The 26,115-nt window shown below is 37.3% G+C and carries 28 protein-coding genes and 1 riboswitch; of the genes, 17 read left to right on the forward strand and 11 right to left on the reverse strand.

Going from position 1 to position 26,115, the window contains the following annotated elements:
* The 3 genes from HNP36_RS02560 (at position 1) to HNP36_RS02570 (ending at position 3,750) form a co-directional block, all read left to right on the forward strand.
* Complete coding sequence (locus HNP36_RS02560; protein WP_184160738.1) at positions 1-1,938, forward strand: transglutaminase domain-containing protein; 1,938 nt, start codon at positions 1-3, stop codon at positions 1,936-1,938.
* A gap of 89 nt (positions 1,939-2,027) precedes the next feature.
* The gene (locus HNP36_RS02565) at positions 2,028-2,855 is read left to right on the forward strand and encodes an RsiV family protein (protein WP_184160735.1); all 828 of its coding nucleotides are present in this window, start codon (positions 2,028-2,030) and stop codon (positions 2,853-2,855) included.
* 4 nt (positions 2,856-2,859) lie between these two features.
* Positions 2,860-3,750: a diacylglycerol/lipid kinase family protein gene (locus HNP36_RS02570; protein ID WP_410494143.1), complete on the forward strand. Its 891-nt coding sequence runs from the start codon at positions 2,860-2,862 to the stop codon at positions 3,748-3,750.
* 118 nt (positions 3,751-3,868) lie between these two features.
* Here the strand turns inward: HNP36_RS02570 and HNP36_RS02575 are convergent, their stop codons facing one another.
* Together HNP36_RS02575 and ggt are read right to left on the reverse strand one after the other, a co-directional pair.
* Positions 3,869-5,149 (reverse strand): dicarboxylate/amino acid:cation symporter, encoded by a 1,281-nt coding sequence (locus HNP36_RS02575; protein ID WP_184160731.1) that lies wholly within the window; start codon positions 5,147-5,149, stop codon positions 3,869-3,871.
* A gap of 295 nt (positions 5,150-5,444) precedes the next feature.
* Positions 5,445-7,133 carry a gamma-glutamyltransferase gene (gene ggt / locus HNP36_RS02580; protein WP_184160728.1) on the reverse strand — a complete coding sequence of 563 codons (1,689 nt, stop codon included), beginning with the start codon at positions 7,131-7,133 and terminating at the stop codon, positions 5,445-5,447.
* Between the two features lie 272 nt (positions 7,134-7,405).
* On the opposite strand from ggt, the gene HNP36_RS02585 reads away from it, so the two are divergent.
* Together HNP36_RS02585 and HNP36_RS02590 are read left to right on the forward strand one after the other, a co-directional pair.
* Positions 7,406-8,371 carry an NAD-dependent epimerase/dehydratase family protein gene (locus HNP36_RS02585; RefSeq protein WP_184160725.1) on the forward strand — a complete coding sequence of 322 codons (966 nt, stop codon included), beginning with the start codon at positions 7,406-7,408 and terminating at the stop codon, positions 8,369-8,371.
* An 84-nt stretch (positions 8,372-8,455) separates the two neighbouring features.
* Positions 8,456-9,208, forward strand: coding sequence for a polysaccharide deacetylase family protein (locus HNP36_RS02590; RefSeq protein ID WP_184160722.1), 753 nt, complete (start codon positions 8,456-8,458; stop codon positions 9,206-9,208).
* 184 nt (positions 9,209-9,392) lie between these two features.
* Here HNP36_RS02590 and HNP36_RS02595 read toward each other — a convergent pair whose 3' ends face one another.
* Both HNP36_RS02595 and HNP36_RS02600 read right to left on the reverse strand, forming a co-directional pair.
* Positions 9,393-10,598 carry a metallophosphoesterase gene (locus HNP36_RS02595; protein ID WP_184160719.1) on the reverse strand — a complete coding sequence of 402 codons (1,206 nt, stop codon included), beginning with the start codon at positions 10,596-10,598 and terminating at the stop codon, positions 9,393-9,395.
* 67 nt (positions 10,599-10,665) lie between these two features.
* The gene (locus HNP36_RS02600; RefSeq protein WP_184160717.1) at positions 10,666-11,733 is read right to left on the reverse strand and encodes a 3-oxoacyl-ACP synthase III family protein; all 1,068 of its coding nucleotides are present in this window, start codon (positions 11,731-11,733) and stop codon (positions 10,666-10,668) included.
* A 103-nt stretch (positions 11,734-11,836) separates the two neighbouring features.
* Here HNP36_RS02600 and HNP36_RS02605 point away from each other — a divergent pair, with 103 nt between their 5' ends.
* The 9 genes from HNP36_RS02605 to HNP36_RS02645 all read left to right on the forward strand — a co-directional run bounded on the left by HNP36_RS02605 (position 11,837) and on the right by HNP36_RS02645 (position 18,622).
* Positions 11,837-12,406 carry a hypothetical protein gene (locus tag HNP36_RS02605; RefSeq protein ID WP_184160715.1) on the forward strand — a complete coding sequence of 190 codons (570 nt, stop codon included), beginning with the start codon at positions 11,837-11,839 and terminating at the stop codon, positions 12,404-12,406.
* 3 nt (positions 12,407-12,409) lie between these two features.
* Positions 12,410-13,141, forward strand: coding sequence for a bifunctional demethylmenaquinone methyltransferase/2-methoxy-6-polyprenyl-1,4-benzoquinol methylase UbiE (ubiE, locus tag HNP36_RS02610; protein ID WP_034726327.1), 732 nt, complete (start codon positions 12,410-12,412; stop codon positions 13,139-13,141).
* Between the two features lie 3 nt (positions 13,142-13,144).
* Positions 13,145-13,927, forward strand: a complete 783-nt coding sequence (locus HNP36_RS02615; RefSeq protein WP_184160713.1) for a porin family protein — start codon at positions 13,145-13,147, stop codon at positions 13,925-13,927.
* A 140-nt stretch (positions 13,928-14,067) separates the two neighbouring features.
* Positions 14,068-14,370, forward strand: a complete 303-nt coding sequence (locus tag HNP36_RS02620) for a hypothetical protein (RefSeq protein WP_184160711.1) — start codon at positions 14,068-14,070, stop codon at positions 14,368-14,370.
* Positions 14,370-14,657, forward strand: coding sequence for a cell division protein ZapA (locus tag HNP36_RS02625; RefSeq protein ID WP_184160709.1), 288 nt, complete (start codon positions 14,370-14,372; stop codon positions 14,655-14,657). Before HNP36_RS02620 ends, HNP36_RS02625 begins: the two co-directional genes overlap by 1 nt.
* A 229-nt stretch (positions 14,658-14,886) precedes the next feature.
* Positions 14,887-16,455: a ribonuclease Y gene (gene rny, locus HNP36_RS02630; protein ID WP_184160707.1), complete on the forward strand. Its 1,569-nt coding sequence runs from the start codon at positions 14,887-14,889 to the stop codon at positions 16,453-16,455.
* A gap of 72 nt (positions 16,456-16,527) precedes the next feature.
* Positions 16,528-17,769, forward strand: a complete 1,242-nt coding sequence (locus HNP36_RS02635; protein WP_184160705.1) for an MFS transporter — start codon at positions 16,528-16,530, stop codon at positions 17,767-17,769.
* 143 nt (positions 17,770-17,912) lie between these two features.
* On the forward strand, positions 17,913-18,098 hold the full coding sequence (locus HNP36_RS02640; RefSeq protein ID WP_184160703.1) for a hypothetical protein: 186 nt from the start codon (positions 17,913-17,915) through the stop codon (positions 18,096-18,098).
* Positions 18,099-18,442: 344 nt separating this feature from the next.
* Positions 18,443-18,622 carry a hypothetical protein gene (locus HNP36_RS02645; protein WP_184160699.1) on the forward strand — a complete coding sequence of 60 codons (180 nt, stop codon included), beginning with the start codon at positions 18,443-18,445 and terminating at the stop codon, positions 18,620-18,622.
* Between the two features lie 66 nt (positions 18,623-18,688).
* Here the strand turns inward: HNP36_RS02645 and HNP36_RS02650 are convergent, their stop codons facing one another.
* From HNP36_RS02650 to HNP36_RS02670, 5 genes are all read right to left on the reverse strand, one after another.
* Entirely contained in the window at positions 18,689-19,624 is a 936-nt protein-coding gene (locus tag HNP36_RS02650; RefSeq protein WP_184160697.1) for a YeiH family protein, read from the reverse strand.
* Positions 19,625-19,708: 84 nt separating this feature from the next.
* Positions 19,709-20,590, reverse strand: coding sequence for a LysR family transcriptional regulator (locus HNP36_RS02655; protein ID WP_184160694.1), 882 nt, complete (start codon positions 20,588-20,590; stop codon positions 19,709-19,711).
* Between the two features lie 47 nt (positions 20,591-20,637).
* A complete protein-coding gene (locus HNP36_RS02660) occupies positions 20,638-21,945 on the reverse strand; it encodes a voltage-gated chloride channel family protein (RefSeq protein ID WP_184160692.1) in 1,308 nt (435 codons plus the stop codon).
* 31 nt (positions 21,946-21,976) lie between these two features.
* A riboswitch (Fluoride riboswitch) is annotated at positions 21,977-22,044 on the reverse strand.
* 18 nt (positions 22,045-22,062) lie between these two features.
* Complete coding sequence (locus tag HNP36_RS02665; RefSeq protein WP_184160691.1) at positions 22,063-22,926, reverse strand: sugar phosphate isomerase/epimerase family protein; 864 nt, start codon at positions 22,924-22,926, stop codon at positions 22,063-22,065.
* Positions 22,927-22,929: 3 nt separating this feature from the next.
* A complete protein-coding gene (locus HNP36_RS02670; protein ID WP_111957755.1) occupies positions 22,930-23,397 on the reverse strand; it encodes an acyl-CoA thioesterase in 468 nt (155 codons plus the stop codon).
* A gap of 123 nt (positions 23,398-23,520) precedes the next feature.
* Here HNP36_RS02670 and HNP36_RS02675 point away from each other — a divergent pair, with 123 nt between their 5' ends.
* The 3 genes from HNP36_RS02675 to HNP36_RS02685 all read left to right on the forward strand — a co-directional run bounded on the left by HNP36_RS02675 (position 23,521) and on the right by HNP36_RS02685 (position 24,491).
* Positions 23,521-23,877, forward strand: a complete 357-nt coding sequence (locus HNP36_RS02675; RefSeq protein WP_184160689.1) for an arsenate reductase family protein — start codon at positions 23,521-23,523, stop codon at positions 23,875-23,877.
* Complete coding sequence (locus HNP36_RS02680) at positions 23,874-24,212, forward strand: hypothetical protein (protein ID WP_184160687.1); 339 nt, start codon at positions 23,874-23,876, stop codon at positions 24,210-24,212. Before HNP36_RS02675 ends, HNP36_RS02680 begins: the two co-directional genes overlap by 4 nt.
* Positions 24,213-24,302: 90 nt before the next feature.
* On the forward strand, positions 24,303-24,491 hold the full coding sequence (locus HNP36_RS02685) for a hypothetical protein (RefSeq protein ID WP_184160685.1): 189 nt from the start codon (positions 24,303-24,305) through the stop codon (positions 24,489-24,491).
* Between the two features lie 68 nt (positions 24,492-24,559).
* Here HNP36_RS02685 and gcvT read toward each other — a convergent pair whose 3' ends face one another.
* Both gcvT and HNP36_RS02695 read right to left on the reverse strand, forming a co-directional pair.
* On the reverse strand, positions 24,560-25,636 hold the full coding sequence (gene gcvT / locus HNP36_RS02690) for a glycine cleavage system aminomethyltransferase GcvT (protein ID WP_184160683.1): 1,077 nt from the start codon (positions 25,634-25,636) through the stop codon (positions 24,560-24,562).
* Between the two features lie 8 nt (positions 25,637-25,644).
* Entirely contained in the window at positions 25,645-26,115 is a 471-nt protein-coding gene (locus HNP36_RS02695; protein WP_228456221.1) for a hypothetical protein, read from the reverse strand.

The raw sequence follows: 26,115 nt of genomic DNA on the forward strand, positions 1-26,115 counted from the left end.
ATGAAAAAAAACTTATTAACAGCTTTCTGCTTCGGAATTTTAATTTCTGTAAACGGTCAGAAACATGAATTTCTGGATCCCCCGAAATTTGATAATGCAGATCTTTCTAAAGCAAAATCTGCACTGGACGAAAATGCACCCGCAGAAATTTTATATAAATCGGTACATTTTGATATTGATACTTCTACCGGGGATCTTAGGAAAAAGGTTTTTTACAGGGTTAAAATTTATGATAAAGATAAAGCAGAAGACTGGTTGAATCTTGAAATTCCGCTGTACAAAAATGCTCATGGTGATGAAGAGGCTTTAAACAAAATGAAAGCATTCGTTTACAATCTGGAAAATGGAGCAGCAGTAGCTACAAAAGTGGATAAAAGTTCAAAGTATAAGAGCAAAGAGAGTAAATATACAACCATAACCAAATTTGCTTTTCCCAATGTGAAAAACGGTTCCATTATAGAATATCAGTATGAAGTTTTATCTCCGTTTTTATATTCGGTTCCACAGGTGGTAATAGAGTCTGACACGCCTGCTCTTTACACCGAATATATTCTGGACAGCCCCTCTCATATAGCTTATAATGTAAACTATACCGGTTCATTAACTCCAAAGTATAGGATGGTGGAAGAAAAAACAATGTATGGAATGCCGTTTAAAACTTATAGATTCGGATATGAAAACTTAAAAGGGTTCAAATCTGAAAAATTTGTCAAAAATGATAGAAATTACCGTACAAAAGTAAGCGCAGAGCTTCACTCTACTAATTTTGGACAAGTGAAAATGTATTCCTCCTCATGGGAAGAAATCAAAGAAAAGCTCTATAAAGATGATGATTTTGGAGAAGAACTGAAAAAAACAAAACTGGCTAAAGAATTAGTACCATCAATTATTTCAGGCCTGCATTCCGATACCGAAAAAGCAGACGCTATTTTTAATTATGTAAAAAATACATTCACCTGGAATAAAGACCGTGGAATCTATACGGAAGACGGAATAAAAAAGCTCTTGGAAACCAAAACAGGAAATGCAGCCGAAATTAATCTCTTTCTCATTATGATGCTTAGAGAAGCTGGTATAAAAGCCGATCCGCTTGCCATTTCCACGGTAGACAACGGCGTGATTAATTTAATTTCTCCTAGTATAGTTGGGATGAATTTTGTAATTGCAGCAGTTAAAATAAAAGATGGGTATAGCCTTTACGATGCCACCTCAAAGCAGGCATCTGCGAACAACCTCCCTCCAAGAGACTGGAACCAGTACGGTGTTCTGATGGCTAAGGAAAAAGCAACCCTGATCGAGATGGGAAATGCCACAACCAGCTTCAATTATCTTACGACAGAAGCAAAAATCAATGAAGATGGTAGTATTTCAGGAACTTATTCTGATAAAGATACCGGTTCATACGCTATGTTTGTTAAAGAAAGCTACGATGAAAATGCTGAAAAGTACAAAAAACAGTACAAAGAAAACTTTGCGATAGACTTTACAGGAATTGATTCTAAAATTCTGGAAAACGGGGATTTTGAAAGCACAATGAAATTCACTTCAGACAACATGGTAGATAAAGTAGGGAAGAAAATGATCATCAATCCTATGCTTTTTCTCGGCAAGAACTCCAACGAATTTGATCAGATTGATGAAAGAAAATATCAGATAGACTTTATTTCATCATTCACGAAAGTTAAAAAAGTTATTCTTGAGATACCGGAAGGCTATATCATAGAAGCCATGCCTAAAAGTAAAAAGATCGTTACAGATGACAAAGAAATAGAATACAGCTACATCGCTGAACAGAAAGGCAACAAACTTGAAATAATTTCTACCACAAAAATTGCCAGCCCGGATTATCCGAAAGAATACTATCCTGCATTCAAACAGATATGGGGAACCGCATCAAAAAGTGAAAACCAGGTGATAAGCCTGATCAGGAAGTCATAAAAAGCAAAACTTATTCAGATCAACAAAAATAATTTTTGAAAACCATTCATCTTTTGAATGGTTTTTGCATTAAGTATCAAAAGATAATTATGAAAAACACGATTGCCGTTCTGGCAGTTTCTTCTTTGCTTGCTTTTTCATCATGTAAAAAAGGAGAAAACATAACTGCATCTTCTGACAAAACAGAAATTTCCGAGCTGGAAAAATTTACAGTGGATTCCGTAAAAGTAAGCGATTCTTCAAAAGTAGCAGATTCGCTGACTGTAAGTTTTACATCCAGAATACTCGTTTTCCCGACTCTGAAAGACAAAAAACTGCTGGACAGTATCTATTTTGACAACAAAGCAATCAAGGATTTTTCTAAAAAAGGCCTGCAAGCCTATCTGGACAACGAAAAAAATAAATATTTCCAATCTATAAAGAGCGATAGCAAAGACTGGATTTCAGATATTTCCTATGCACAGAAATGGTATTCAGATTCCCATATGAAATTGGTATCTAATGATAACGATTATATGCATATCAGGTATGTATGGAGTTCATATGAAGGTGGTGCCCACGATAATTACGGGTTTTCAGAAAGAGTTTTTGATCTTAAAAACAATAAAAAACTGGAACTTAAAGACATTACTTCAATGCCAAAAGCCAAACTTGAAGCTATACTGATGAAAAATATCAATAAGATTGGCAGTGGTACAACAGACAGTGAAGGGGAAGTGAAAAATTCAGATATGCTGCTGGTAGAAGTCATTCCTGCCACAGATAACTTCTATTTTGATCAGAAAAACCTGTACTTCCACTACAGTCCGTATGAAATTACCGCTTTTGCAGCCGGAGACATTGTTATTCCTGTTTCCTGGCAAGAACTTAAAGGAACATTAAATACAGAATTTAAAGAAAGAATGAAAATAAACTAAATTAATGCTTCCGGATCTGGAAGCATTTTTTATTTTTGCGGTAATGGAAAGAGTAGCTTTTATCATTAATCCTTTTTCGGCCAAAAAAAACTATCAGCCGTTTCTTGATGAACTCAAAAAAAAGGTCAGTAATCCTTTGTACTATATCTCCGAATCTATTCCGGGGACAGATGATTTTATCAGGGAAAATTTTGACCGTGTTGATATCTTTGTCGCTATCGGAGGGGATGGAACCATTTCCACAGTGGCAAGAAATCTTATCAATACAGATAAAATCCTGGCTATCTTTCCGGCAGGATCCGGAAATGGCTTTTCCAATGAGACTAAATTCAGCAAAAATCTGGACGAGCTTTTAGAAAAAATCAAAGCCAAAGCATCCAGGAAGATTGATACTTTTACCGTTAATGACAGGCTTTCTATCAACGTTTCAGGAACAGGTTTTGATGGTAAAGTTGTTAAAGAATTCGAAAAAACCAGCCGTGGATTCAAAAATTATATCAAAGTTTCCCTGAAAACATTCTTCAATTACAAACCTATCAAGGTAAAGTTTTTTGATGAAGCCTATCAACAGTACAATGGGCGCTACCTTATGCTGAATGTAGCCAACACACGCCAGTTTGGAAACAACGCTTATATTGCTCCCAATGCAAGTAAAAGTGACGGTTTGGTAGATATGGTCCTGGTGAAAAAATTTCCGCTCACATATTCAGCTCTTTTTGCTTTCAGAATGTTTACCAAAAGGCTGAAGGATGATGAATATGTAACCTATCTTCCCGTTTCAGAAATTTCATTTAAAGTAAATACCAAAAACTGGCATCTTGATGGTGAGTTTAATAAAATAAAATCGCCCGTACATGTAAAAGTACAGCCAGCGAGCCTGAATATCCTGACCTGATTTGTCTATTTCCAGTAGTTTTTCATAAGATCTCCCATCTATTCAATAGAATTGGAGAACTTTAGTTCTGCGATAATTCAACCGTTGGAAGTCCTGTTGTGTTGATGAAAAAAATATCCTAAACTTCTAATTTTTTCTCAATTTCATTCGGATGATCCAGACAATATTGCAGCTGCGTTTTATCCAGCTGTTTTTCCCAGTTTGCTACAACTACAGTCGCAACAGAGTTTCCGATAACATTGGTTAACGCTCTGCATTCACTCATAAACTTATCAATTCCTAAGATTAAAGTCATTCCCGCAATTGGAATTTCCGGAACAACGGCCAATGTTGCAGCCAGTGTTACAAATCCTGCTCCCGTAACACCGGCAGCGCCTTTTGAACTTAGCATTGCCACTAAAAGTAACATTAATTGCTTTTCCAGTGGAAGGTGAATATTAAGAGCCTGGGCTATAAAAAGAGAGGCCAGTGTCATATAGATATTGGTTCCGTCCAGGTTAAAAGAGTATCCCGTAGGCACCACAAGTCCTACAATAGCTCTTGAGCAACCCGCCTTTTCCAGCTTTTCCATAATCCCCGGCAGCGCTGATTCTGAAGAGCTCGTCCCTAAAACCAGAAGCAATTCCTCTTTCAGGTAAAACATCAGCTTGAAGATACTGAAACCGTTATACCAGGCCACCGCACCCAAAATCAATACAACAAAAAGAATAGAGGTAATATAAAATGTTCCTACTAAAAAGATAAGGTTCAGTACCGAATGAAGACCATATTTCCCGATAGTAAATGCCATTGCCCCAAAAGCCCCGATAGGAGCCAGCTTCATCAGCATATGCACAATTTTGAAAACAGGGGTGGACAGATCCTGCAGAAAATCAGTCACTTTCTGGCTTTTTTCTTTGGTAAGAACCAGTGCAACACCCATCAGAATAGCTACAAGAAGCACCTGAAGGATATTTTCACCAACCAAAGGACTGAAAAGCGTTTCAGGAATAATGTTCATGATAAAACCTGTCAGGGTAGAGTCATGAGCTTTTTGCTGATACTGGGAAACATCACCTGATAAGGTAGAAGGATCAATATTTAATCCGTGTCCCGGTTGTAAGATATTTCCTACAATCAATCCGATAATTAATGCTAAAGTTGAAAATGTAAAGAAATAGAGCATTGCTTTTACTGCAATACGTCCAACCTTTTTGAGATCGGTCATGTGGGCAATTCCCAGTGTTAAAGTAATGAAAATCACTGGAGCGATGATCATCTTCACCAGTTTGATGAATCCGTCGCCTAAAGGTTTCATTTTTTCACCCAGTTCGGGATAAAATCTTCCCAGAAGTATACCTGCTGCTATGGCAATAATAACCTGAAAATAAAGCTGATGATGAATTTTTTTCGCTTTCAAGTGACTTTTTTTAGATGTTGAATGCGGAAAATTAAGAATTTTTATCTTAAACATGACGAAAGTCAGTTAAAATAGTCCGGATGAGTTTTTTGAAAGAGGGAAGAAGGGAGACAGAAGAGGGAAGTTCTGGAAGTTTATATAAAACCCGTGTCTTTTGATTGAATTGTCTGCTTTTAAGGAAATAATGCTTCGACTCCGCTCAGCATGACATCTCTAATAAATAACTGTAGAGTTTATAAACGGTCATGCTGAGCGGAGTCGAAGCATATATTATAATAGAATTTTAATTTCTGGATTATTCCACTGCAACAGAATCATCACCGCGGCCATCCGCCACAGCATGAATATTTCCGTTGTCATCCATCAGGATCAGTTCTGTTTTCCCAATGTATTTTATTTTTTCGATCATGTAGTTTTTACTTTTAAGGGCTTCGATGGTACTTTCAGGGAAATTATTTTCTACCGTAATTTTCTCAGGAAGCCATTGATGATGGAATTTCGGGGCATTCACAGAGATATTGGCATTCAGTTTAAAATCCACCACATTCACAATCGACTGATACACTGAGGTAGGAATAGTAGTTCCACCCGGTGTTCCCACAACCATATAAGGTTTCCCGTTCTTAAGCAGAATGGTAGGAGTCATTGAAGAAAGCATTCTTTTATTAGGCTGGATGGAATTGGCTTCACCGCCTACAGCTCCAAACATATTCGGAACTCCGGGCTTAATGGAGAAATCATCCATTTCATTATTTAAAAAGAAGCCTGCACCGGAAACCACTACTTTACTTCCGTAATATCCGTTAAGTGTTGTCGTTACAGAAGCTGCATTTCCGTCCTTATCTATCACAGAAATATGAGTGGTCTGTGTGGATTCGTTTGGCTGGCTGATGATCTTTCCTACTTCCGAACTGGGAGTCGCTTTACTGAAACTGAAGCTTTTCCATCTGTTTTTTAAATAAGCATCAGAAGTAAGATAAGTTGTTTTATCTTCAATGAAATCCGGATCTCCCATGTATTCTGCTCTGTCTGCAAAAGCTCTTCTTTCGGCTTCCGTCATGATCTGTACAGCCTCCGTTGAGTTCTGCTGATACTTTTCAAGATTTTCATAACCGGCCATCGTCAGCATTTGGGCAAGCAATACGCCGCCGCTGGAAGGAAGAGGCATTGTTACCACACGGTTTCCTTTGTAGTCGAATTCCAGAGGTTTTCTTTCTGCTGCTTTATAGTTTTTAAGATCTTCCAAAGTGATGATTCCATTGCCTTTTTTCATTTCAGAAATCATTAATTCAGCTGTTTTGCCTTCGTAAAAACCTTTTGCTCCCAGCTTCTGAATTAATTTCAGCGTTGCAGCCAGTTCTTTCTGAACCAAAATATCTCCGGCTTTCCAGGGAGTATCTTTTACAAAGGCAATAGAGGATTTATTATGTGTTAAGAAGTTTTCTTTGTGTGTGTTCAGCATATTGGCTTCCATTTCTGTAATGGCAAACCCTTTTTCTGCAAGATCAATGGCTGGCTGGATGATTTTTTCCATCGGGAGTTTGCAGTATTTTAAAGTGGCATAAAATCCGGCTATGCTTCCCGGTATTCCTACTGCAAGCCTTCCATTTTGGGACAAGTCCGTATTGGCTTTTCCGTTTTTATCAACATACATGTCCCTGGATGCCTTTTTCGGGGCTGTTTCCCGGTAATCCAGTGTGAATTTTTCACCGTTGTTTTTAACACCCACCAAAAAACCTCCTCCTCCGATATTTCCGGCCTGAGGATAAACTACGGCAAGAGCATATTGTGTGGCTACAATAGCATCGTAAGCATTTCCGCCCATTTTCATAATATCTGCTCCGGCCTGGCTTGCAAGGGGATGAGCAGAGACTACTACACCTTTATTCTTTACTTTTACTTCCTTTATGATGTTGAAATCAGTAAACTGAGCCCAATATAGATTGCCTGCCAACAGTACCGCTGCAATAAAAAACTTCTTCATAAAATTTTGTTTAAAACAAAAGTAGATAATTTTTTAATGTAAACGGTTGCATATTAAACAAATGGAATGCTGTTATCTGATTGTATTAATGAAGAAACTGGAGATAGGAAGAGATATTTTTGAAAAGTTTTTACTGAATGATGATTATAGTTGATTTCTTGTAAAATTAATTGTTTATAACCTGTCCAGTGACCTGTTTTTTTTAAATACATCTTTTTTATTATGATAAACATGATTTTTTTACTTTTGTACAACTCTAAAAAATATGTAAAATGGAATCCTATACGGAAAGAATATTAATTACAGGTGCCTTGGGACAGATCGGCACCGAACTCACGAACAGACTTGTTGAAATTCACGGGGCTGACAATGTAGTAGCATCAGGGCTGGACAGATGGCAAAAGGGAATTACAGCTGCCGGACATTATGAAAGAATGGATGTTACCAATACACAGCTGGTAAGACAGGTAATCAAAGACTATGAGATTACAACGGTTTACCATCTGGCTTCTCTTTTATCCGGGACTTCAGAAAAGCAGCCGGTTTTTGCCTGGAAACTGAACCTTGAACCTCTTCTTCATTTTTGTGAAATGGCAAAGGAAGGGCTTCTTAAAAAGATCTTCTGGCCAAGCTCAATTGCTGTATTTGGAAAAGGAATTCCAAAACATGATGTAGCTCAGGATGTGGTTTTGAATCCTACAACGGTTTACGGGATCTCCAAAATGGCAGGAGAGAAGTGGTGCGAATATTATTTCGATAAGTATGGAGTAGATGTAAGAAGTATCAGGTATCCGGGGCTTATTTCATGGAAGACTCCGGCGGGAGGCGGCACAACGGATTATGCTGTAGAGATTTTTTATGAAGCGATAGAAGAGGGAAAATATACAAGCTTCATTTCTGAAAACACCGGAATGCCGATGCTGTATATGGACGATGCTATCAATGCAACATTACAATTAATGGAAGCTCCAAAGGAAAATCTTACAGTCCGTTCTTCATATAATTTAGGAGGAATGTCATTTACGCCGAAAGAACTGGCCGAAGAAATCAAGAAAGAAATCCCTGATTTTTCAATCGATTATCAGCCGGATTTCAGACAGGCAATTGCAGATTCCTGGCCGGCTTCAATTGATGATTCCGTAGCAAAAAAAGACTGGGGACTGACCTATGATTTCGGAATTTCTGAAATGACGAAGGATATGATTACGAATCTTAAAGTGAAATTAAATAAAAATTAATCACTTAAAGTTAAAGTTTAAATAAAAATTACTTTAACATTTGATTTTTAATTGATTATAAATATTATCTAAAATTTAATTTAAATGATTTTACTAACTTTTAACATCTTAAATATTGAGGCTGAGGCAAAAAACGGGTCGGAAATTTCTGATGTGGAAAGACTGAAAATTGCAGAAGATAATACAAAAGCTATTCTTCGGATTTTAGATATTCATGATATCAAAGCAAGCTTTTTTGTGGAGATTTCCATCGCAGAAAAACTGCAGGACTTAATAAAAGCAATTTCATCCAAAGGGCATGAAATTGCTTTTTATAATAAGAGCTCTTCTCTTCCCGAAATTGAAGAAGTTAAAAAGAACATTCAGGGTTTTCTGGAAAAACAGATCAGGGGAATCAGGCAGAAAGATTTCAAATTGCCCCAGGAAAATCTGAAATCTCTGGAATTTAATTATGTTTCCAATATTGATAATGCAGATATTCTTTTTCCGTTCAAAAGGCTGAAAAGAGATACGGAGATCAATGAAGAGGATGGCCTGAGTATTGTCCCTGAAAGTATCTCACCTTACAGTCAGTTGCCATATAATGATTTTGTCTTCCAGATCCTGCCGATGAAGTATTATCAGAGCATGGTTTTTGAAACGCTGAAGAAGGATGATTTTGTATTGATTTATCTTAATTCCTGGCAGTTTACAGATTTTAAAAAATACAGGTTTGATATTCCGTTTTACAGAAGTCTGTTTTCAGGTAAAAAAATGGAAGACAAGCTGGATGCGCTCCTTAGCTGGATTAACGAACATGATATGGCTACTTCGCGTATGAAGGATTATATTTTTTAGGTTCTTCCTTCAGGTTTTATACAATTTTATACTCTCGCAGATTTAGCGGATTAAGCAGATGTTTGTGTTATAATTTTGGATGCATTCATTTTTAAAATATGAGTGTATTATTAAGCCTGTTTACCAATCATTATTGTAATATCCATAAACATCTGCTTAATCCGCTAAATCTGGAGAGATTATTTTAAGACAGTTCAAAAAGCGTAATTTCCGGCAGTACCCCAACTCTTCCGGGATATCCCAGAACTCCAAAACCTCTGTTGACATAAAGCATTTTTCCTTCGCTTTCATACAAATCAGCCCATTTTGGATAGCGGTACTGTACTGGCGACCATTTTATATTTTTTAAGTCTAAACCGAACTGCATCCCATGTGTATGTCCTGAAAGTGTCAGGTGGATGTTTCCCGGATGTTTTTTTACCACATAATCGAAATGGGTAGGGTCGTGGCTCATTAAAATTTTCGGGGCAGATTCCGGTACACCTTTTAAGGCATCATCAATTTTTCCGAATTGAGGGAAAGGCTTAAGTCCCCAGTTTTCAACGCCGAGAATATAAAGTTTTTCTCCGTTTCTGTCAATTACCCTGTTTTCGTTTCTTAACATGTCAAAACCGGCCTGTCTTTCGTATTCTATAAGCGTTTCGAGATTTTTCTTCTTGGCATCAGGAGAGGTCCATGATACATAATCGCCGTAATCGTGGTTTCCTAATACTGCAAACTTGCCGTCTTTTGCTCTGATCTTTGAAAATAACGGGATAAAAGGCTTGAATTCATCCGAAATATTATTCACCATATCTCCTGTAAAAAGAACAAGATCCGGGTCCTGTTCATTGATGAGATCAATGGCGTGCTGTAATTTGGATGGATCAGAAAAACTTCCGCTGTGAACATCTGAGATCTGGATTACCTTATAGCCTTTAAAGTTTTTTGAAAGACCAGGTAGTTTTACCTTTATTTTTCTTACAGTATGTCTGTATTTCCCGAATGTAATCCCATCAATAAACAGGGCAGACAGAACTCCGCCAAGACCTAAACCTACCATACTCAGGAATTTTCTTCTTTCCGGGAAGAAGTTTTCTTTTGGTTGAGTTAATCCTATCAGGTATCCGCCGGTTCTGAAGATATCATCAATTAATAAAAACAGGACTACGAAAATTTTAGGTAAAATAAAGATCAGGAATAACGAAATCATGATCTGTGCCCTTACAGTGCTCCTGTCTGATCTTTGGAAATGAGTAACCTCATAGGCAAAAATCCCATAGACGGTTAAAGATATGACCCAATATCCGAGTCTTATCCAGAAATTATCAGTTAATGTTCTTACAGCCTGATAGATATAAACTTCCAAAAACAGGAAGATTCCGGCAATAATTAAAAAATTTCTTTGCATAATAAAATCTAAAAAAGCACAAAGAATCTCCCTGTGCTTTATATTTTTTTTGTTAAATCAAATATTTTTAAGGAAATCTGTAAACGATAGCATTGATGTTCATCCCGGCACCTACCGAAGTCATCACAATGTTACCTTTATCCTTAAACGTTTGACCATCCATTTTTCCTTTAATTATTAAATCATACATGGTAGGAATGGTTGCTACAGAGGTATTTCCCAGGTTCTGGATCGTCATAGGGGAGATGGAATGATCGTAATCTTTCACATCATAAAGCTTGTGAAGTCTCTCAATCATCGCGTAATCCATTTTTGCATTGGCCTGGTGGATTAATATTTTGTCGATGTTTTCGATGGAAAGTCCGGCTTCTTCAATCGTTTCTTTAATGGCTACAGGGACATTTTTAAGCGCATACTCATAAATTTTTCTTCCCTGCATTCTTACAAACAAACGGGTTTGATCAGCATCTTTATTGATGGAAGGCCCGTTAGCCAGATAATTCAGTTCAGGTCCGTTATCACAGATTGTATTGTGAGCGATGATTCCTACATTTTCATCATCAGTAGCCTTTACTACCACAGCACCCGCACCGTCTGCAAAAATCATTCTGTTTCTGTCGTACGGATCTGTTACACGGCTTAATGTTTCTCCACCGATAACCAAAATTGTTTTTGCCGTTTTAGCTTTAATTAAATTGTCTGCCAGAATCATTGCTTCCACCCATCCCGGACAACCGAAAAGCATATCATAGGTTACACATTTTCTGTTTTTAATACCTAATTTATTCTTTACTCTTGCGGCCATAGTAGGCATGAAATCAGCATATCCGTTTGCCGTAACTTCCCCAAAGTTGCTGGCATAAATGATGTAATCCAGTTCTTCGCCGTCTATTTTAGCGTTTTCAATAGCTATTTTAGCGGCCTCGTATCCGATCTGTGAGTTGGAAAGACCGTCTTCAATAAATCTTCTGTTTTCTATTTCAGTAATTTCTACAAACTTCGCGATAGTTTCTTCAGCAGGTTTTTCAATCTTAACTCCGTCTTCAGTGTAAAACTCAGAATCCATAAAATAATCTCTACCAATAACTCTGTTAGGAATATAGGATCCGGAACCAATAATGATCGTATTCGGCATTCGTTTATATGATTTTTTTTAAAGATGCAAAGTTAATAATTAATATTAATAACGGAGAATTAAAAATATTATTAAATTTGCAAAAATTGTACTTTACAATCGTATGAAAAACAACTCGTCCTTAAAAGGCTTACTTATTGCAGCTGTGGTGTTTATCGTTGCCTTTGGGGTATACTTCTTTATTTTAGCCAAGAAAAATTATTTTGTAGTAGATAATCCCACTCCTAACACCTATTATTTTAAAATTAATAATGGTTCTGAGGGAATTATCTCTGCTGGGCAGTATGTTCATGTGGATGTGAAACAAGGGAAAAATTCGATTAAGGTTTTTGACCAGCATAAGAAAATGCTGTATGATTCTGCGTTTGAAGTAAATAAAATACGCGGGCTGATTAATATTGCCCATCAGGATTATTATATCAATGACCAATATTATGGATATAATCTAAAAAAAGATTCACTACTTTTGGCCCTTGACAAAGTTACCATAGACGGAAAAGATTATTTCGGAGGAGCAAAGCATTTCAATAAGCTTTACACCGAAGATTTTTATTATAATGTGGATGAAGATTACGATAAGGTGATCAAAAACATCCAGAAAGTGGAATCCAGATCAAAGATTTTCAGAAAGCAGGATTTCCTGAATTATTACAAAGAATATTACAAGTTTTAAGTTTTGACAAAAGATATTACCAAAGTTACTCCCTATAATTCCGAGGCTACCAAAAAAAGCCAGGTAGAGGATATGTTCGACAATATTGCACCGAAGTATGACCTTCTGAACCATGTTTTATCTATGAAAATTGATGTTCTGTGGAGAAATACATTGGTGAAAATGATGAAAAAAGACAATCCGCAGGAAGTGCTGGATGTGGCTACAGGAACGGGAGATTTAGCAATTACCATTGAAAAAGGAACCGATGCAAAAGTAATTGGTTTAGATTTATCACAACAAATGCTGAATGTTGGCGTTATTAAAATAAAAAAACTTAAATTAGACGGCAAAATTTCCATGCAAAAAGGAGATGCGGAAAATTTACCTTTCGAGGACAATAGATTCGATGCTGTTTCCGTTGCATTTGGAGTGAGGAATTTTGAAAACCTTACCAAAGGTTTGGCAGAATTAAGAAGAGTAGTTAAAGATAACAAGAGTGTTTATATACTGGAGTTTTCAAAGGTTGAGGGGTTCTTAGGACCATTTTATATGTTTTATTTCAAAAATATATTACCTGCCATTGGCAGACTGGTTTCCAAAGATAATAGGGCATATACATACCTTCCGGATTCTGTAAATGCTTTTCCTTTCGGGGAAAAGATGAAACAAATTCTTTTAGATACAGGATTTAAGAAAGTAGAATATAAAAAGCTAAGTTTAGGTATAGCTACAATTTATAAAGCAACAAAGTAACCTATGAATAAATTTCTATTAAGAGCACTGGTTTTAGCCTCAGTCAATATTGCCGTTTTTGCAGACGCACAATTCAGAACCCGAAACAGAATGGATAAGTTGGAAGACTTTGACGAGCAGAAATTCAGTTGGGGTTTTTATTTGAACGGCAACAGGCTAGACTACCGTATTGTCCTTCATCCAAGGTATGGTTCGGAGGGGAATCAGAATCTTGTTAAATCTAAAGAAAGCTACAGTTTCGGTGCAGGTTTGATCGCCAAATGGAGACTGAACGACTATCTGGATTTAAGATTGGAACCAGGCTTGCAATTTGCTCAGAGGCAATTGATTTTTGATACCCAGTCTAATGACCAGTATGCGGCAGGAACATTAACGAACCCGCCTTTTACTCCAATTCCTTTGACTGATAAAGATAAAACAAGAGATATCAAATCCACGTTGGTAGACGTTCCTGTATTATTGGAGCTTCACGGTAACAGATGGTATAACTCCAGACCTTATATTGCGGCTGGTGTGAACTACATTGTGAACCTTCAGTCCAATTCAGATTCCGAGGATGATAACCTTCAGCAGGTTTTCAGATCCACCACGCACAACTTTGCATGGTCGGCTGAAATGGGGATTCAGTTTTACTTTAATAAATTTAAGCTTACCCCTGCGATCAGAGGAACATTCTTCATGAACAACGAGAAAGTGGCGGATAATGCAAATACACCTCCGTACTGGGCAACAGCAATGTCTACGCTTCAGACAAGAGCTGTAATGTTTGTTCTGAAATTCGAATAAGAAAATACAGCAATAAAATATAAAAGGAGATGTTTATGCATCTCCTTTTTTCGTACTTAATCAAAATATAGGGACTTTTATTTTTGTTACTGTTATTATTTTTTTACTTTTGCTATTAGTTAGAATATAGAAAACCTGAAATGCTTCAAGATTTAGAAAATAATTTTTCAGAATTAGAGAAAAAGATTTTGCTTTTACAAAAGAACTATAAAAATCTTACTGAAAGATTATCTGAATTAACTGTTGAGCATGAAGATCTGAAGAAGAAATATGATGAGGAAAGAAAAAGAAATCAGGTATTAGCAGAAGAACAGAAAAATATAAAACTTTATTCAGCAATATCAGGAAACCCTGAACACAACAGATTAATGAAAAACCATATCAACAGATTGGTTAAAGAAATTGATTTCTGTATTGCACAGCTTCAAAACAGTGGATTATAATGGATGTAAGAAGAATAACCATCAACATTGCAGGAAGGGTATATCCGCTGAACGTACCGGCCGCAGAGGAAGAAACTCTGCGTAAAGTAGGAAAGCAGATTGAAAGTATGATTAAAGATTTTGAACAGAACTTCGATGTAAGAGACAAACAGGATGCTTTGGCCATGTGTGCCCTGAAATTGGGAACCAATGCTGAAGTAGTTTCTCTGAACTACGAAAAAAATATAAATTCTACCAACGAAAGATTAGTGAAGATTAATCAGTCGTTGAATGAAATTGGGAAATAGATTTTTTTCCCATCAAGACTGCCTACAATAATTCTAACACATTTAAGGTAAACTCAACGCTAAACAATTACCGAGCAAATGTCCGCTGAATGGCGTGCCGGATTTCCGGATTACAGACAGTGGAAATCAGTTCAAATCGTGTTGATTAGGAGTTTACTCTCAATCCCTGAATTGTTGTAGGTTTTTTTTATTTAGATAAGTGTAAGACAATTAAAACTCGATATATATTATGACAACAGCCATTATAGTAGGCGTTATTTGTTTGTTTATAGGGGCAGTGGTAGGAATTCTTTTCTCCAGAAGCTCTTTAAATACAAAAGCAAAATTTATTGTAGACGATGCAAAGAAAAATGCCGAAAACCTTATAGAAAAAGCAAATGTTCAAGCAGAATCCATAAAGAAAGAAAAAAATCTGCAGGCCAAAGAAAAGTTTTTGGAACTGAAATCACAGCATGATGCGGATATCCAATCCCGTGAAAAGAAAATGCAGGAGGTTGAAAAAAGAATTAAAGACAAGGAACATAAGCTTAATGACGAGCTTAGCAAGACCGGAAAACTTGAAAAGGACCTTGACAAGCAGATTGCAGACTATGCCAAGAAAAACGAAATCCTGGAAAGAAAGCAGCAGGAACTGGAGGTAGCCACTACCAAAAAAGTGGAAATCCTTGAAAAAATTGCCAATTATACAGCAGAAGAAGCTAAAGCAGAATTGGTGGAAACCATGAAAGCAGAAGCGAAAACAAGAGCCCAGGCACACGTTCAGGGAATTATGGAAGAAGCACAGCTGAATGCTAAGAACGAAGCAAGAAAAATTGTTATCCAGACCATCCAGAGAATCGGAACAGAACAGGCAATAGAAAACTCAGTATCAGTTTTCAACATTGAATCTGATGAGGTAAAAGGAAGAATTATCGGTAGAGAAGGTAGAAACATCAGAGCTTTAGAAGCAGTAACAGGAGTAGAAATTATTGTTGATGATACCCCGGAAGCGATCCTTCTTTCATGCTTTGACCCGGTGAGAAGAGAAATTGCAAGATTATCCCTTCACAGATTGGTAACGGACGGAAGAATCCACCCGGCAAGAATCGAAGAAGTAGTAGAAAAGACAAGAAAACAGATTGAAGAAGAGATCATTGAAGTAGGAAAAAGAACAATCATCGATCTTGGAATCCACGGATTACACCCGGAACTGATCAAGATTGTAGGTAGAATGAAATACCGTTCTTCTTACGGACAGAACCTTTTACAACACTCAAGAGAAGTGGCAAACATTGCTGCAACTATGGCTGCCGAATTAGGTTTAAATGTAAAACTGGCAAAAAGAGCAGGTCTTTTACATGATATAGGTAAAGTGCCTGAGCAGGAATCTGAACTTCCTCACGCTTTATTGGGAATGCAGTGGGCTGAAAAATATGGTGAAAATGCAGAAGTTGTTAATGCAATCGGAGCTCACCACGACGAAATTGAAATGAAATCATTATTATCACCAATCATTCAGGTTGCCGATGCTATTTCAGGAGCAAGACCGGGAGCAAGAAGACAGGTATTGGAATCTTATATCCAGAGACTGAAAGATCTTGAATCTGCGGCATTAAGCTTCGATGGTGTATCAAGTGCATACGCGATCCAGGCCGGTAGAGAACTGAGAGTAATGGTAGAAAGCGGAAAAGTAAATGATGAAGTGGCCAACCAGTTATCTTATGACATCTCTGAAAAGATCCAGAATGAACTGACTTATCCTGGACAGGTAAAAGTAACGGTAATCAGAGAAACAAGAGCTGTGAATATTGCAAGATAATAACAGGTAAAGATATTTTATAAAAACCTTTCAAGAGATTGAAAGGTTTTTTATTTTTATCAAAACTTAAAAATGCAAGAACTGTCCCTGTCTTCAAAACTGAAGTACATTTTTTCAATCCCCGTTGTCATTTCAGCCCTGGGCTATTTCGTAGATATCTATGATCTTCTTTTATTCGGTATTGTAAGAATTCCCAGTTTAAAAGCTTTAGGTCTGAATCCGGATGCTGACGGAACCTTTATCCTGAACTGTCAGATGGTCGGGCTTTTGATCGGTGGGGTTTTCTGGGGAATCTTTGGAGACAAAAAAGGAAGGCTGTCTGTACTTTTCGGTTCCATTCTGGTATATTCATTAGCTAATATTGCCTGTGGATTTTTACCCTATTTTCCCAAAGAGCATTTGGTGTATCAGTATGCAGGTTTGAGGTTCATTGCTGGAATAGGACTGGCCGGGGAGCTTGGAGCCGGAATTACCCTCGTTTCTGAAAGCCTGCCAAAGAATCTGAGAGCAATCGGGACTTCTGTGGTAGCCGGTTTCGGATTAATGGGTGCAGTAGTGGCACAGCTCACGGTAGAACTGGCCGGAGGATGGAATATTTCATACATCATTGGCGGAATTATGGGAATCATGCTGCTGATTCTCAGAGTAAGCGTTTCAGAATCCGGTATTTATAAGAATATTGAACATAAAAGTGTTTCCAAAGGGAATTTTCTTTCCTTTTTTACCAATAAAGAACGATTGGTCAGATATCTTAAATGTATAGCCGTAGGGCTGCCTACCTGGTATTGTATAGGGATTCTGGCGGTTTTGGCTAACCAGTTTGCCCCGGAACTGAAGATAAAGGATATAAGTCCCGGAAAAGCTATTATGTGGGCTTATATAGGCATTTCTGTAGGTGACCTGATGAGCGGTTTCATTTCTCATGCATTGAAATCCCGTAAAATGGCCATCTTTTATATGTTGCTGTTCACCATAATAGGAGTGGCAATTATGCTGTTCGGAAATACCAATACCGAGACAAAATATTATATCTTCTGTGTCTGGCTTGGATTAGGAACGGGCTATTGGGCAATGTTTGTAACACTTGCGGCAGAGCAGTTTGGTACCAATATCAGAAATACGGCAACCACAACAGTTCCCAATATGGTAAGAGGCCTGGTACCTGTAATGATCCTGGCATTTGATCTGTTAAAAAATAATTTCACAGTCATTATCAGTGCTGCAGTGGTAGGAGTGGTTGTATTCGGACTGGCTTTTTATTCAGCGCTCACCATCTCTGAAACCCACAACAAAGATCTTGAATTTACAGAATAATATGGTTCTGTCAGGGATTAAGTGTTATGTATATGCAATTAAATGAGTGAATTAACATTTTATTGTGCTTTAAATAATAATTATTTGTTTACTTTTGAAGATAACCGATCTAATTCTATTGTTTAATTAAAAATCAAAACATCATGTCACAGGAAATTTTTAAAAACGCGAAAAAGCTAAAAAAGGACGATCTTAAAAACATTGTAGGAGGTATTGGCGGAGTAACAACCCCGGATCTTTCAAAATGCGGATGCAGCTGTACAGGAGCTGTAACAGGTCCGTCATATTGTGTAAAATATAAAAAATGCCTGCAGGTAATAACCTGTTAACAGAAAACATTTCATGTAATAAAACCTTTCGGGAAATCGGAAGGTTTTATTTTTATAAAAGGCAAAAAATTTAAAATAGGTTAAAAAAATTTCAACCATTACAATAAATATTGAGACTTAATTTTTGTGGATCAAGGCTGGTGGTAACGATCTTTTAATAGCGAAATTGTATAGCTGTTTAATAAATGATGAAATATAATATTATGTTTATAGTGTAATAAATACAATGATATCAATATATTGTTGAAATTTTAATTAAATTATATTGCAAATAATTAATATTTGTTTAACTTTGAAAAGTAACAAAACTATATTGTTTAATCTCAAACCAATCACGTAACATTATGAAAAATGCAAAAAAATTAAGAAAAGCAGATCTGAAGAACATTATCGGAGGAATCAGTGGCAAACCTGATTTATCACTTTGCGGATGCAGCTGTTCAGGAGCTGTAACCGGACCTTGGTACTGTGTTCAGTATATTGCCTGTACACAGGGATATAACTGTGACCAGTCTGCAATTTAAGCCAGAAAACATTTCCACATTTAATACGCAGAAGCCTTTTGGACCTTCCAAAAGGTTTTTGCCGTTTTAACCCACGATATAAAGTAAACTTCCCACGCTTATGGCAACCCATAAAATAACAGCTGCAGCCAATGGCTTGATGCCTATTGTTTTTAAAGCCTTTACTGAAAGGGTAGACCCGATAAAGAACAAAGTAAGGTTTAACCCTGATTTGGCAAGAGCAGTTACAGGACCGCTGAAATGATCAAAAACCGGAAAATACGTATTCAGCACTATGGCAAGGATGAACCACCCGATGAACCACGGAATTTTTATTTTCGATTCTTTATTTTTAAAGATAAACATCGTAATCACAGAAACCGGAATGATCCATAAAGCACGGGCCAGCTTCACTGTTGTTGCTATTTTTAAAGCTTCATCCCCATATTTACCGGCTGCACCTACCACAGAACTGGTATCATGAATTCCTACAGCACACCAAAGCCCGAACTGTTCCTGGGAAAGTTGTAATAAATGCCCAATTGCCGGATATACAAATAACGCAATAGAATTCAGGGTAAAAATAATGGCAAGCCCTAAAGAAATTTCCTTTGTACCCGGTTTTATAATGGGAGAGACGGCTGCAATGGCACTTCCTCCGCAAATGGCAGTTCCCACAGAAAGAAGATAAGATAGTTTTTTCTCAAGCTTAAATACTTTTCCCAATACACTCCCCAGAATCATCACAGTTAAAATACTTACAACCGTTAAAAAAAAACCTGTTTTTCCTGCCTCGAAAGCTTCATCCAGCTTAAGCCCGAAACCCAGGCCTACAATGGAAATCTGAAGAAGCAGATGAATGTATTGATGAAGATGCTTTTCAAACGGATTTCCGGTAAAAACAGCTAAAGCAAAGCCCAATGCTAAGGCAATAGGAGAAGACACAATTGGTGTGAGACAAAGTACCGCCAGGGCAATAAAAATAATTTTTAATAAAACTTTATTCTGAATATAATGCTGCATCCTGTAGAATTTTTGAATTGATGGTTCAAAATTCCACAAATTATTATAATAAAATAAATTGTATTTTATTATTGAATATAACTTTTAGTTATAACTAAGGTGCTTCAAAAAGAGTTTTATCAGTTCAGACTGTTCACCTTTAGGAAGGATATAATGAAAATTTCTTTCGATGCTGAAATTCTTTACATCCACAATGCTGAGGGTGTTATTTTTGAGCTCACCTAAAACCGTACTGATGGATAAGAATGCCATACATTCGGAATGAAGAAGGTAGTTCTTGATACTTTCACTGCTTCCCAGCTGCATAACAACATTAAGATCATCCATCTGAATGCCCTTTTCTTTTAACCTGTTCTGAATGAATTCCTGCGTTCCCGAGCCCTGCTCTCTGAAAATAAGATCGAGCTGGTGCAAATCTTTTAATTGCAGAGTTTTACGGGCTAAAGGATGATTGGTTTTTGCCACCAAAACAATTTCGTCTGCCTTAAAAGGATGGTATTCAAAAAATGAAGACTGAGATTCGCCTTCGATAATTCCCACATCTATTTTTCCCTCTTTAAGAAGGGTAGAGATTATTTCCGTATTATGGGTCACCAATTCTATTTTGATGTCCTTGTAATAAGAATGAAAAGTTGCCAGAATCTCAGGTAAAACATATTGAGCAACTGTTGTACTTGCCCCGATAATGAGTTTTCCTCTGTGTTCCTGGTTAAACTGATTGATTTCGAACTCCATATCACGGTAGAGGCTCCGGATCTTTTCTGAATATTCAAACAAAATCTCCCCGCTTGCCGTCAGTTGAATGCTTGTTCCTTTCCTGTCAAATAACTTGGTAGCAAGCTGGTTTTCAATTTCTTTGATGTGTTTGGTTACAGCAGGCTGTGTAATATTAAGCTCTTCCGAAGCTTTTGTAAAACTCAGTCTGGAAGCCACGGTATGAAAAACTTTAAGTCTGTAATCAAACATTTTACAATTTATTTTTGGGATTGGAAATCTTATATGAAGGTAGAAAATTATTTAATTTCAGAAAAGTTTTTATTATGATCATTTTCATATCTCCGGTTTTTAGCTTCTCCTACTTTCTGCCGGGTATAAATACTGTTGTGACCTGATAAAAGATAGGAAACCACGCAGGCAATGGCCACATAAACACCGCTTTCTGCTCCGAATAATTCTATTCCCATCAGAATACAGGCTAAAGGAGTATTGGTAGCCCCTGCAAATACTGCAACAAATCCCATTCCCGCAAGCAGTCCAAATGGTAAGGGAATGAATAATGATAACGCGCTGCCCAATGTAGCCCCGATAAAAAATAAAGGAGTTACTTCACCACCTTTAAAACCCGCTGAAAGTGTGATAATGGTAAAGATCATTTTTAAGGCAAAATCATACAACGGAAGCTGTTTTTCAAAAGATTCCAGGATCACGGGAATTCCCAGTCCCGTATATCTTGTTGTTCCCATAGCAAAAACTGCCGCAGCAATAATAATTCCGCCCACCACGGGACGAAGCGGAGGATATTTGATATTGGATTTAAAAACTGATCCCGCCCGGTGAATGATTCTGCTGAAAGCTGCCGCACAGATTCCAAATGCAATTCCCGCAAGAATGCTGTATAAAACAGGCAGAAATTCCATTTTTGGAATAAAATCGATATGGTAATGAATATGCTTTACCTTCCATAGATTGGTAGCCCGGTCTGCAAAGATTGCTGAGGCAAAAGCCGGGAAAATAGCATTGTACCGTATCCTGCCGATCAGGAAAACCTCAAGCCCAAAGACTGCCCCGGCAAGAGGGGTCCCGAAAACAGATCCGAAGCCTGCTGCAATGGCTGCTATTAACAGGATTTTTCTTTCATTCTTATCAAGTTTAAACGGTTTGCTTAGCTGATCTGCAATGGCTCCTGCCATCTGGATTGCCGTTCCTTCACGGCCTGCAGAACCACCGAAAAAATGGGTAACTATAGTTCCGAGGTAAACAAAAGGAGCCATTCTGAAAGGAATGATTTCTTTCGGATCATGGATACTGTCAATGAGGAGATTGTTTCCTGCTTCAATATCTTTTCCGGGATAATAGTAAAGGAGGCCAATAAGAAAACCTGCAACAGGAAGAAAGGCAATCAGCCAGATATGATTTTCCCTGAAATTGGTAGCCCATTCAAGGGACTGTAAAAATCCTGCAGAGGCTGTTCCCACTAAAGCACCTGTAATTATGCTGATGCACAGCCATTTTAAAATATAAGGCAAAGCCGGGTATCTTCTGAAAAAAAAGCGGGTATGAAAAGTAATTTTTCTACGTATTGTTCTTTGATTTTCTGACATAATAATCCTGATAAGTTATTGGTTAATAATCTCTTAATCAGGCGTCATCAGCTTATGTAAAGCGGTTGGGTAAGGAAGAGCACCATTTCCTTTTGTGATGCAAATATAAGTATTATTTTAAAAGAAACTGTTTTCAAGAATATACTTTTTGCTTATCCGGATACTTTCAAAAATATCTTTATCACTTGAATCCTGCTCAAGGAACCAATATTTCAGGCCTGCTTTTTCCCTTGCACTGAAAATTCTTTTGAAATTGATTGTCCCGTTTCCAATTTCTGTAAAATCTTTTGTGCCGGCCTTCATATCTTTTACGTGCCATAGAGGGAAACGGCCGGGATATTTGTCAAAATAAGCGAGTGGATCAAGCCCGGCCTTTGAGATCCAGTATAAATCCAGTTCCATTTTAACCAATTCTGATGCTGTATTTTCCAGGATAAAATCATAAACACTTTGGTGGTTGTCCAAGATTTCAAATTCAAAATCATGGTTATGATAGGCAAACTGAATTCCTGCTTTTTGGGTTACATCACCGGATTTTTCAAACAATTCAGGAAGCTTTTTATAGTTTTCGGCAGTCCTTTCCTCAGGAAAAAGATAAGAACAGACCATATATTCAGATCCGATAAAATGCAGATCATCCACGCATTTTTCCCAGTTGTTTAATAAGGTTCCTTTATCTTGATGGATAATTCCTGTGGTGTGATGTGAGCTGATGACCTTTAAACCGGTCTGTTGCAGAATATTCTGAAACTCGGTTCTGTTTTTTCCGAAGAATGTTCCGTTATATCCATAGATTTCCAGTTCTGTAAAGCCTAAAGCTGCCAGTTTTTCCAGTGCTTTTTCAAGATGATCCGAAACAGCATCCCGAACTGTGTAAAGTTGAATGGCTAAAGGCTTTTTTGTGCTAAATCTGGAAATTCCACAGGAATATAACCCCAGAAATCCCAACGATGAAAGTTTAATGAAATCTTTTCTCTGCATCGGCTATAGAAAAGGCTTCATTTCATCTTCGATCTGTGTTCTCAGGTTCATCAGGCGTTTGGCGTACTCTTCCTGCTGTTTTTCCTCTTCCGTTTCAGGGACCCATGCCGGGACAGGGAGTTTTTTACCGTTTTCATCTACTGCAACGAAAACAATGATACAGTGGGTTTTTTTATCAAAAGTAGGCTGTTTCAGATTCCTTGAAAAAACGTTGATGGAAATATGCATGCTTGATTTCCCTGTGTAAATCACCTGTGCATCTACTTTTACCACTTCTCCGATTTTGATGGGCTCATAGAAACGGATTCCGCCCACATAAACAGTTACCGAATAATTTCCACTCCATGTAGTGGCACAAGCATAACCTGCCTGATCAATCCATTTCATAACGCTTCCTCCATGTACATTTCCCCCGTAATTTACATCTGAAGGCTCTGAAATAAACTGAAAAGTAATGGGTTTGTTCTGCATTTTTATAAAATTTGAATAAAGTTATTTAATAATTTCCAGAATTTTAGATTAAATCCTACTTTTGAAAGATAAAAAATTCCTTGAAAAGGGAAATTTAACCCATAACAGATTTAAGAAGCAACAATGAAGAAAGTATTCTATCTCAATACATGTGATACATGCAGAAAAATTTTAGCACAGTTTGACCTTGCAGACTGGGAGCTCCGTGAGATTAAAAAAGAACCGGTAACTCAAGAAGAGCTGGCAGCCATGCATAAGAAAACAAAATCTTATGAAGCGCTTTTCAGTAAAAAATCAACACAGATCAAGTTAAGAGGTGTGGATGTAAAGTCTCTTGAAGAAAAAGATTTCAAGGAGCTGCTGTTGGATCATTATACATTTTTAAAACGTCCTGTTTTTCTTACGGATAAGGAAATTTTTGTAGGAAACGACAAGAAAAATGTTGAAGCTTTAAAAGAATTCTTTGGCGTTAATGAATGAAACTTCTGATTTCCATATTGCTTTTTACTTCCTTAAGTTTCTATGGACAAACGGTTTACAGGACACCTTCAGGGACGAAGTATCATTTGTCATCATGCAGAATGGTGAAAAATGTTTCTTCCGGTCTTACCGTAAATAAAGCGTTGGAAATTGGTCTTCAACCCTGCAAAATATGCAATCCTCCGACAACTGTATACGGAATTGCTTCCCAGCCTAAAAAAGTAAGCGGTACGGATAAAGGAAACCGTTGTCTGGGTACTACAAAGGCAGGAACAAGGTGCAAGCATTACACCCGTATAGGAAATGATTACTGTTTTCAGCATACTCCTAAGTAATCATCTTTTTTAAATGTATCTTGTCATTGGTATGTGATTTATTTTTAGTAGATTCATTTTTACATATTTATAATCACAAAAAATAGAATCATGACAAAAGAATTTTTAAAAACAAAGAACCTTAACAGATCCACACTGAAACAAATTAACGGCGGAGGGAAACCTCTTGTTGTCAACTGCTTTACACTTTGCGGTCCGGGAGGTGGCATTATTTCCAGCAGACCGGGATTAGGTGATGCCTGCAATCCTGACAGAACAATATGCTGTGTTTGTAACTAACCACAAAACATAAAAAACAGGCTGTAATTTATTTACAGCCTGTTTTTATTTTAATTATTTCTGAACAGTTATACGAAAGGAGCTTTCACCACTTTTGCAGGAATATTCTTGTTTCTTACCTGGATAAAGATTTCAGACCCCAGTTTGAAATGAGGTTTGTCCACATAAGCAAGTCCCAAACCGATCTTTTTCATTGGTGACTGTGTTCCTGATGTTACTTTCCCGATTACGTTGCCTTCTGCATCCACTACAGGATAGTCATGTCTTGGAACTCCTTTATCCTGAAGCTCAAAGCCTACTAATTTTCTTGTAACACCTTCTTCTTTCTGTTTTGCAAATGTATCTTTGGAAACAAAATCCTTATCGAATTTGGTGATCCATCCTAATCCTGCTTCAATAGGAGAGGTAGTATCATCGATATCGTTTCCGTAAAGGCAGAATCCCTTTTCAAGTCTTAAAGTATCTCTTGCAGCAAGTCCGGCAGGAACAATTCCTTCCGCTTCACCTGCCTTGATGATGGCATCCCAAAGCTGCTTGGCATTTTCATTGTTGAAATAAATCTCGAAACCGCCGCTTCCGGTATATCCTGTATTCGAAATGATTACATTATTTACTCCGTCAATGCTTCCTACCGTAAAGTGGTAGTAAGGAATTTCAGAAAGATTGGTTTCTGTAAGCTTTTGCAAGATTTCAGTAGCTTTAGGCCCCTGTACTGCCAGTAATGACATCTCGTCAGAAGCATTGGTCATTTTAGCACCGAAAGTGTTGTATTTTGAAATATGATCCCAGTCCTTATCAATATTTGAGGCATTTACCACCACAAAATATTTATCGTCTTCCATTTTATAAACAATAAGATCGTCCACAATACCTCCGTTTTCATTAGGAAGGCAAGAGTATTGAGCTTTCCCGTTCTCAAGAGCATCTACATTGTTGGTGGTAACAAGCTGTAAAAGGTCTTTAGATCCAGGTCCTTCAATAAAAAACTGTCCCATGTGTGAAACATCAAACAATCCTGCTTTTTCTCTTACTGCAAAATGTTCTTCCGTAACACCGGAATATTGTACAGGCATTTCAAAGCCTGCAAAAGGTACGATTTTAGCGCCCAAAGAAACGTGTTTATCGTATAAGGCTGTTTTCTTCATATTTAATTTTATTTCTTTATTTTAAAGCTGTTGAAAGTTTCGTTAAAAAGGTTCATATAGTTTCCGTTCCAGAATTTCTGACCACAGTTGATGGATACCAGATACAGGTCTTTATCTTTCTGAAAAGCCCTGGTGATCCAGAAAAGTTTCTCTTTTTCATCAAAATACTCGTAAAAATATTCGGTATATCCTTTTTTACCTTTGTTTTCTTTTATTTTATTCTCCGGATCTTCAGATTTATAAAGAGCCAGGATAAATTTTTTCATATCTGCTTTCGGGAGGTTCAGATCATGGTATTCCGAAATGGTAATTGCTCCGATTTCATTGGTGGGGAAAATATTGACAATATCACTGTCATTGGTAGATTTCCAGCCTTCCGGAACATTGATGGAATAGCCGGGACCTTCATAAACTTTTGCTTTTTGGGCAAAAAACAGGCTTGCCGATAGAAAAGCGGATACTAATACTATTTTTTTCAT

The sequence above is a fragment of the Chryseobacterium shigense genome (assembly GCF_014207845.1).
In the GTDB taxonomy this organism is placed as follows: Bacteria; Bacteroidota; Bacteroidia; order Flavobacteriales; family Weeksellaceae; genus Chryseobacterium; species Chryseobacterium shigense_A.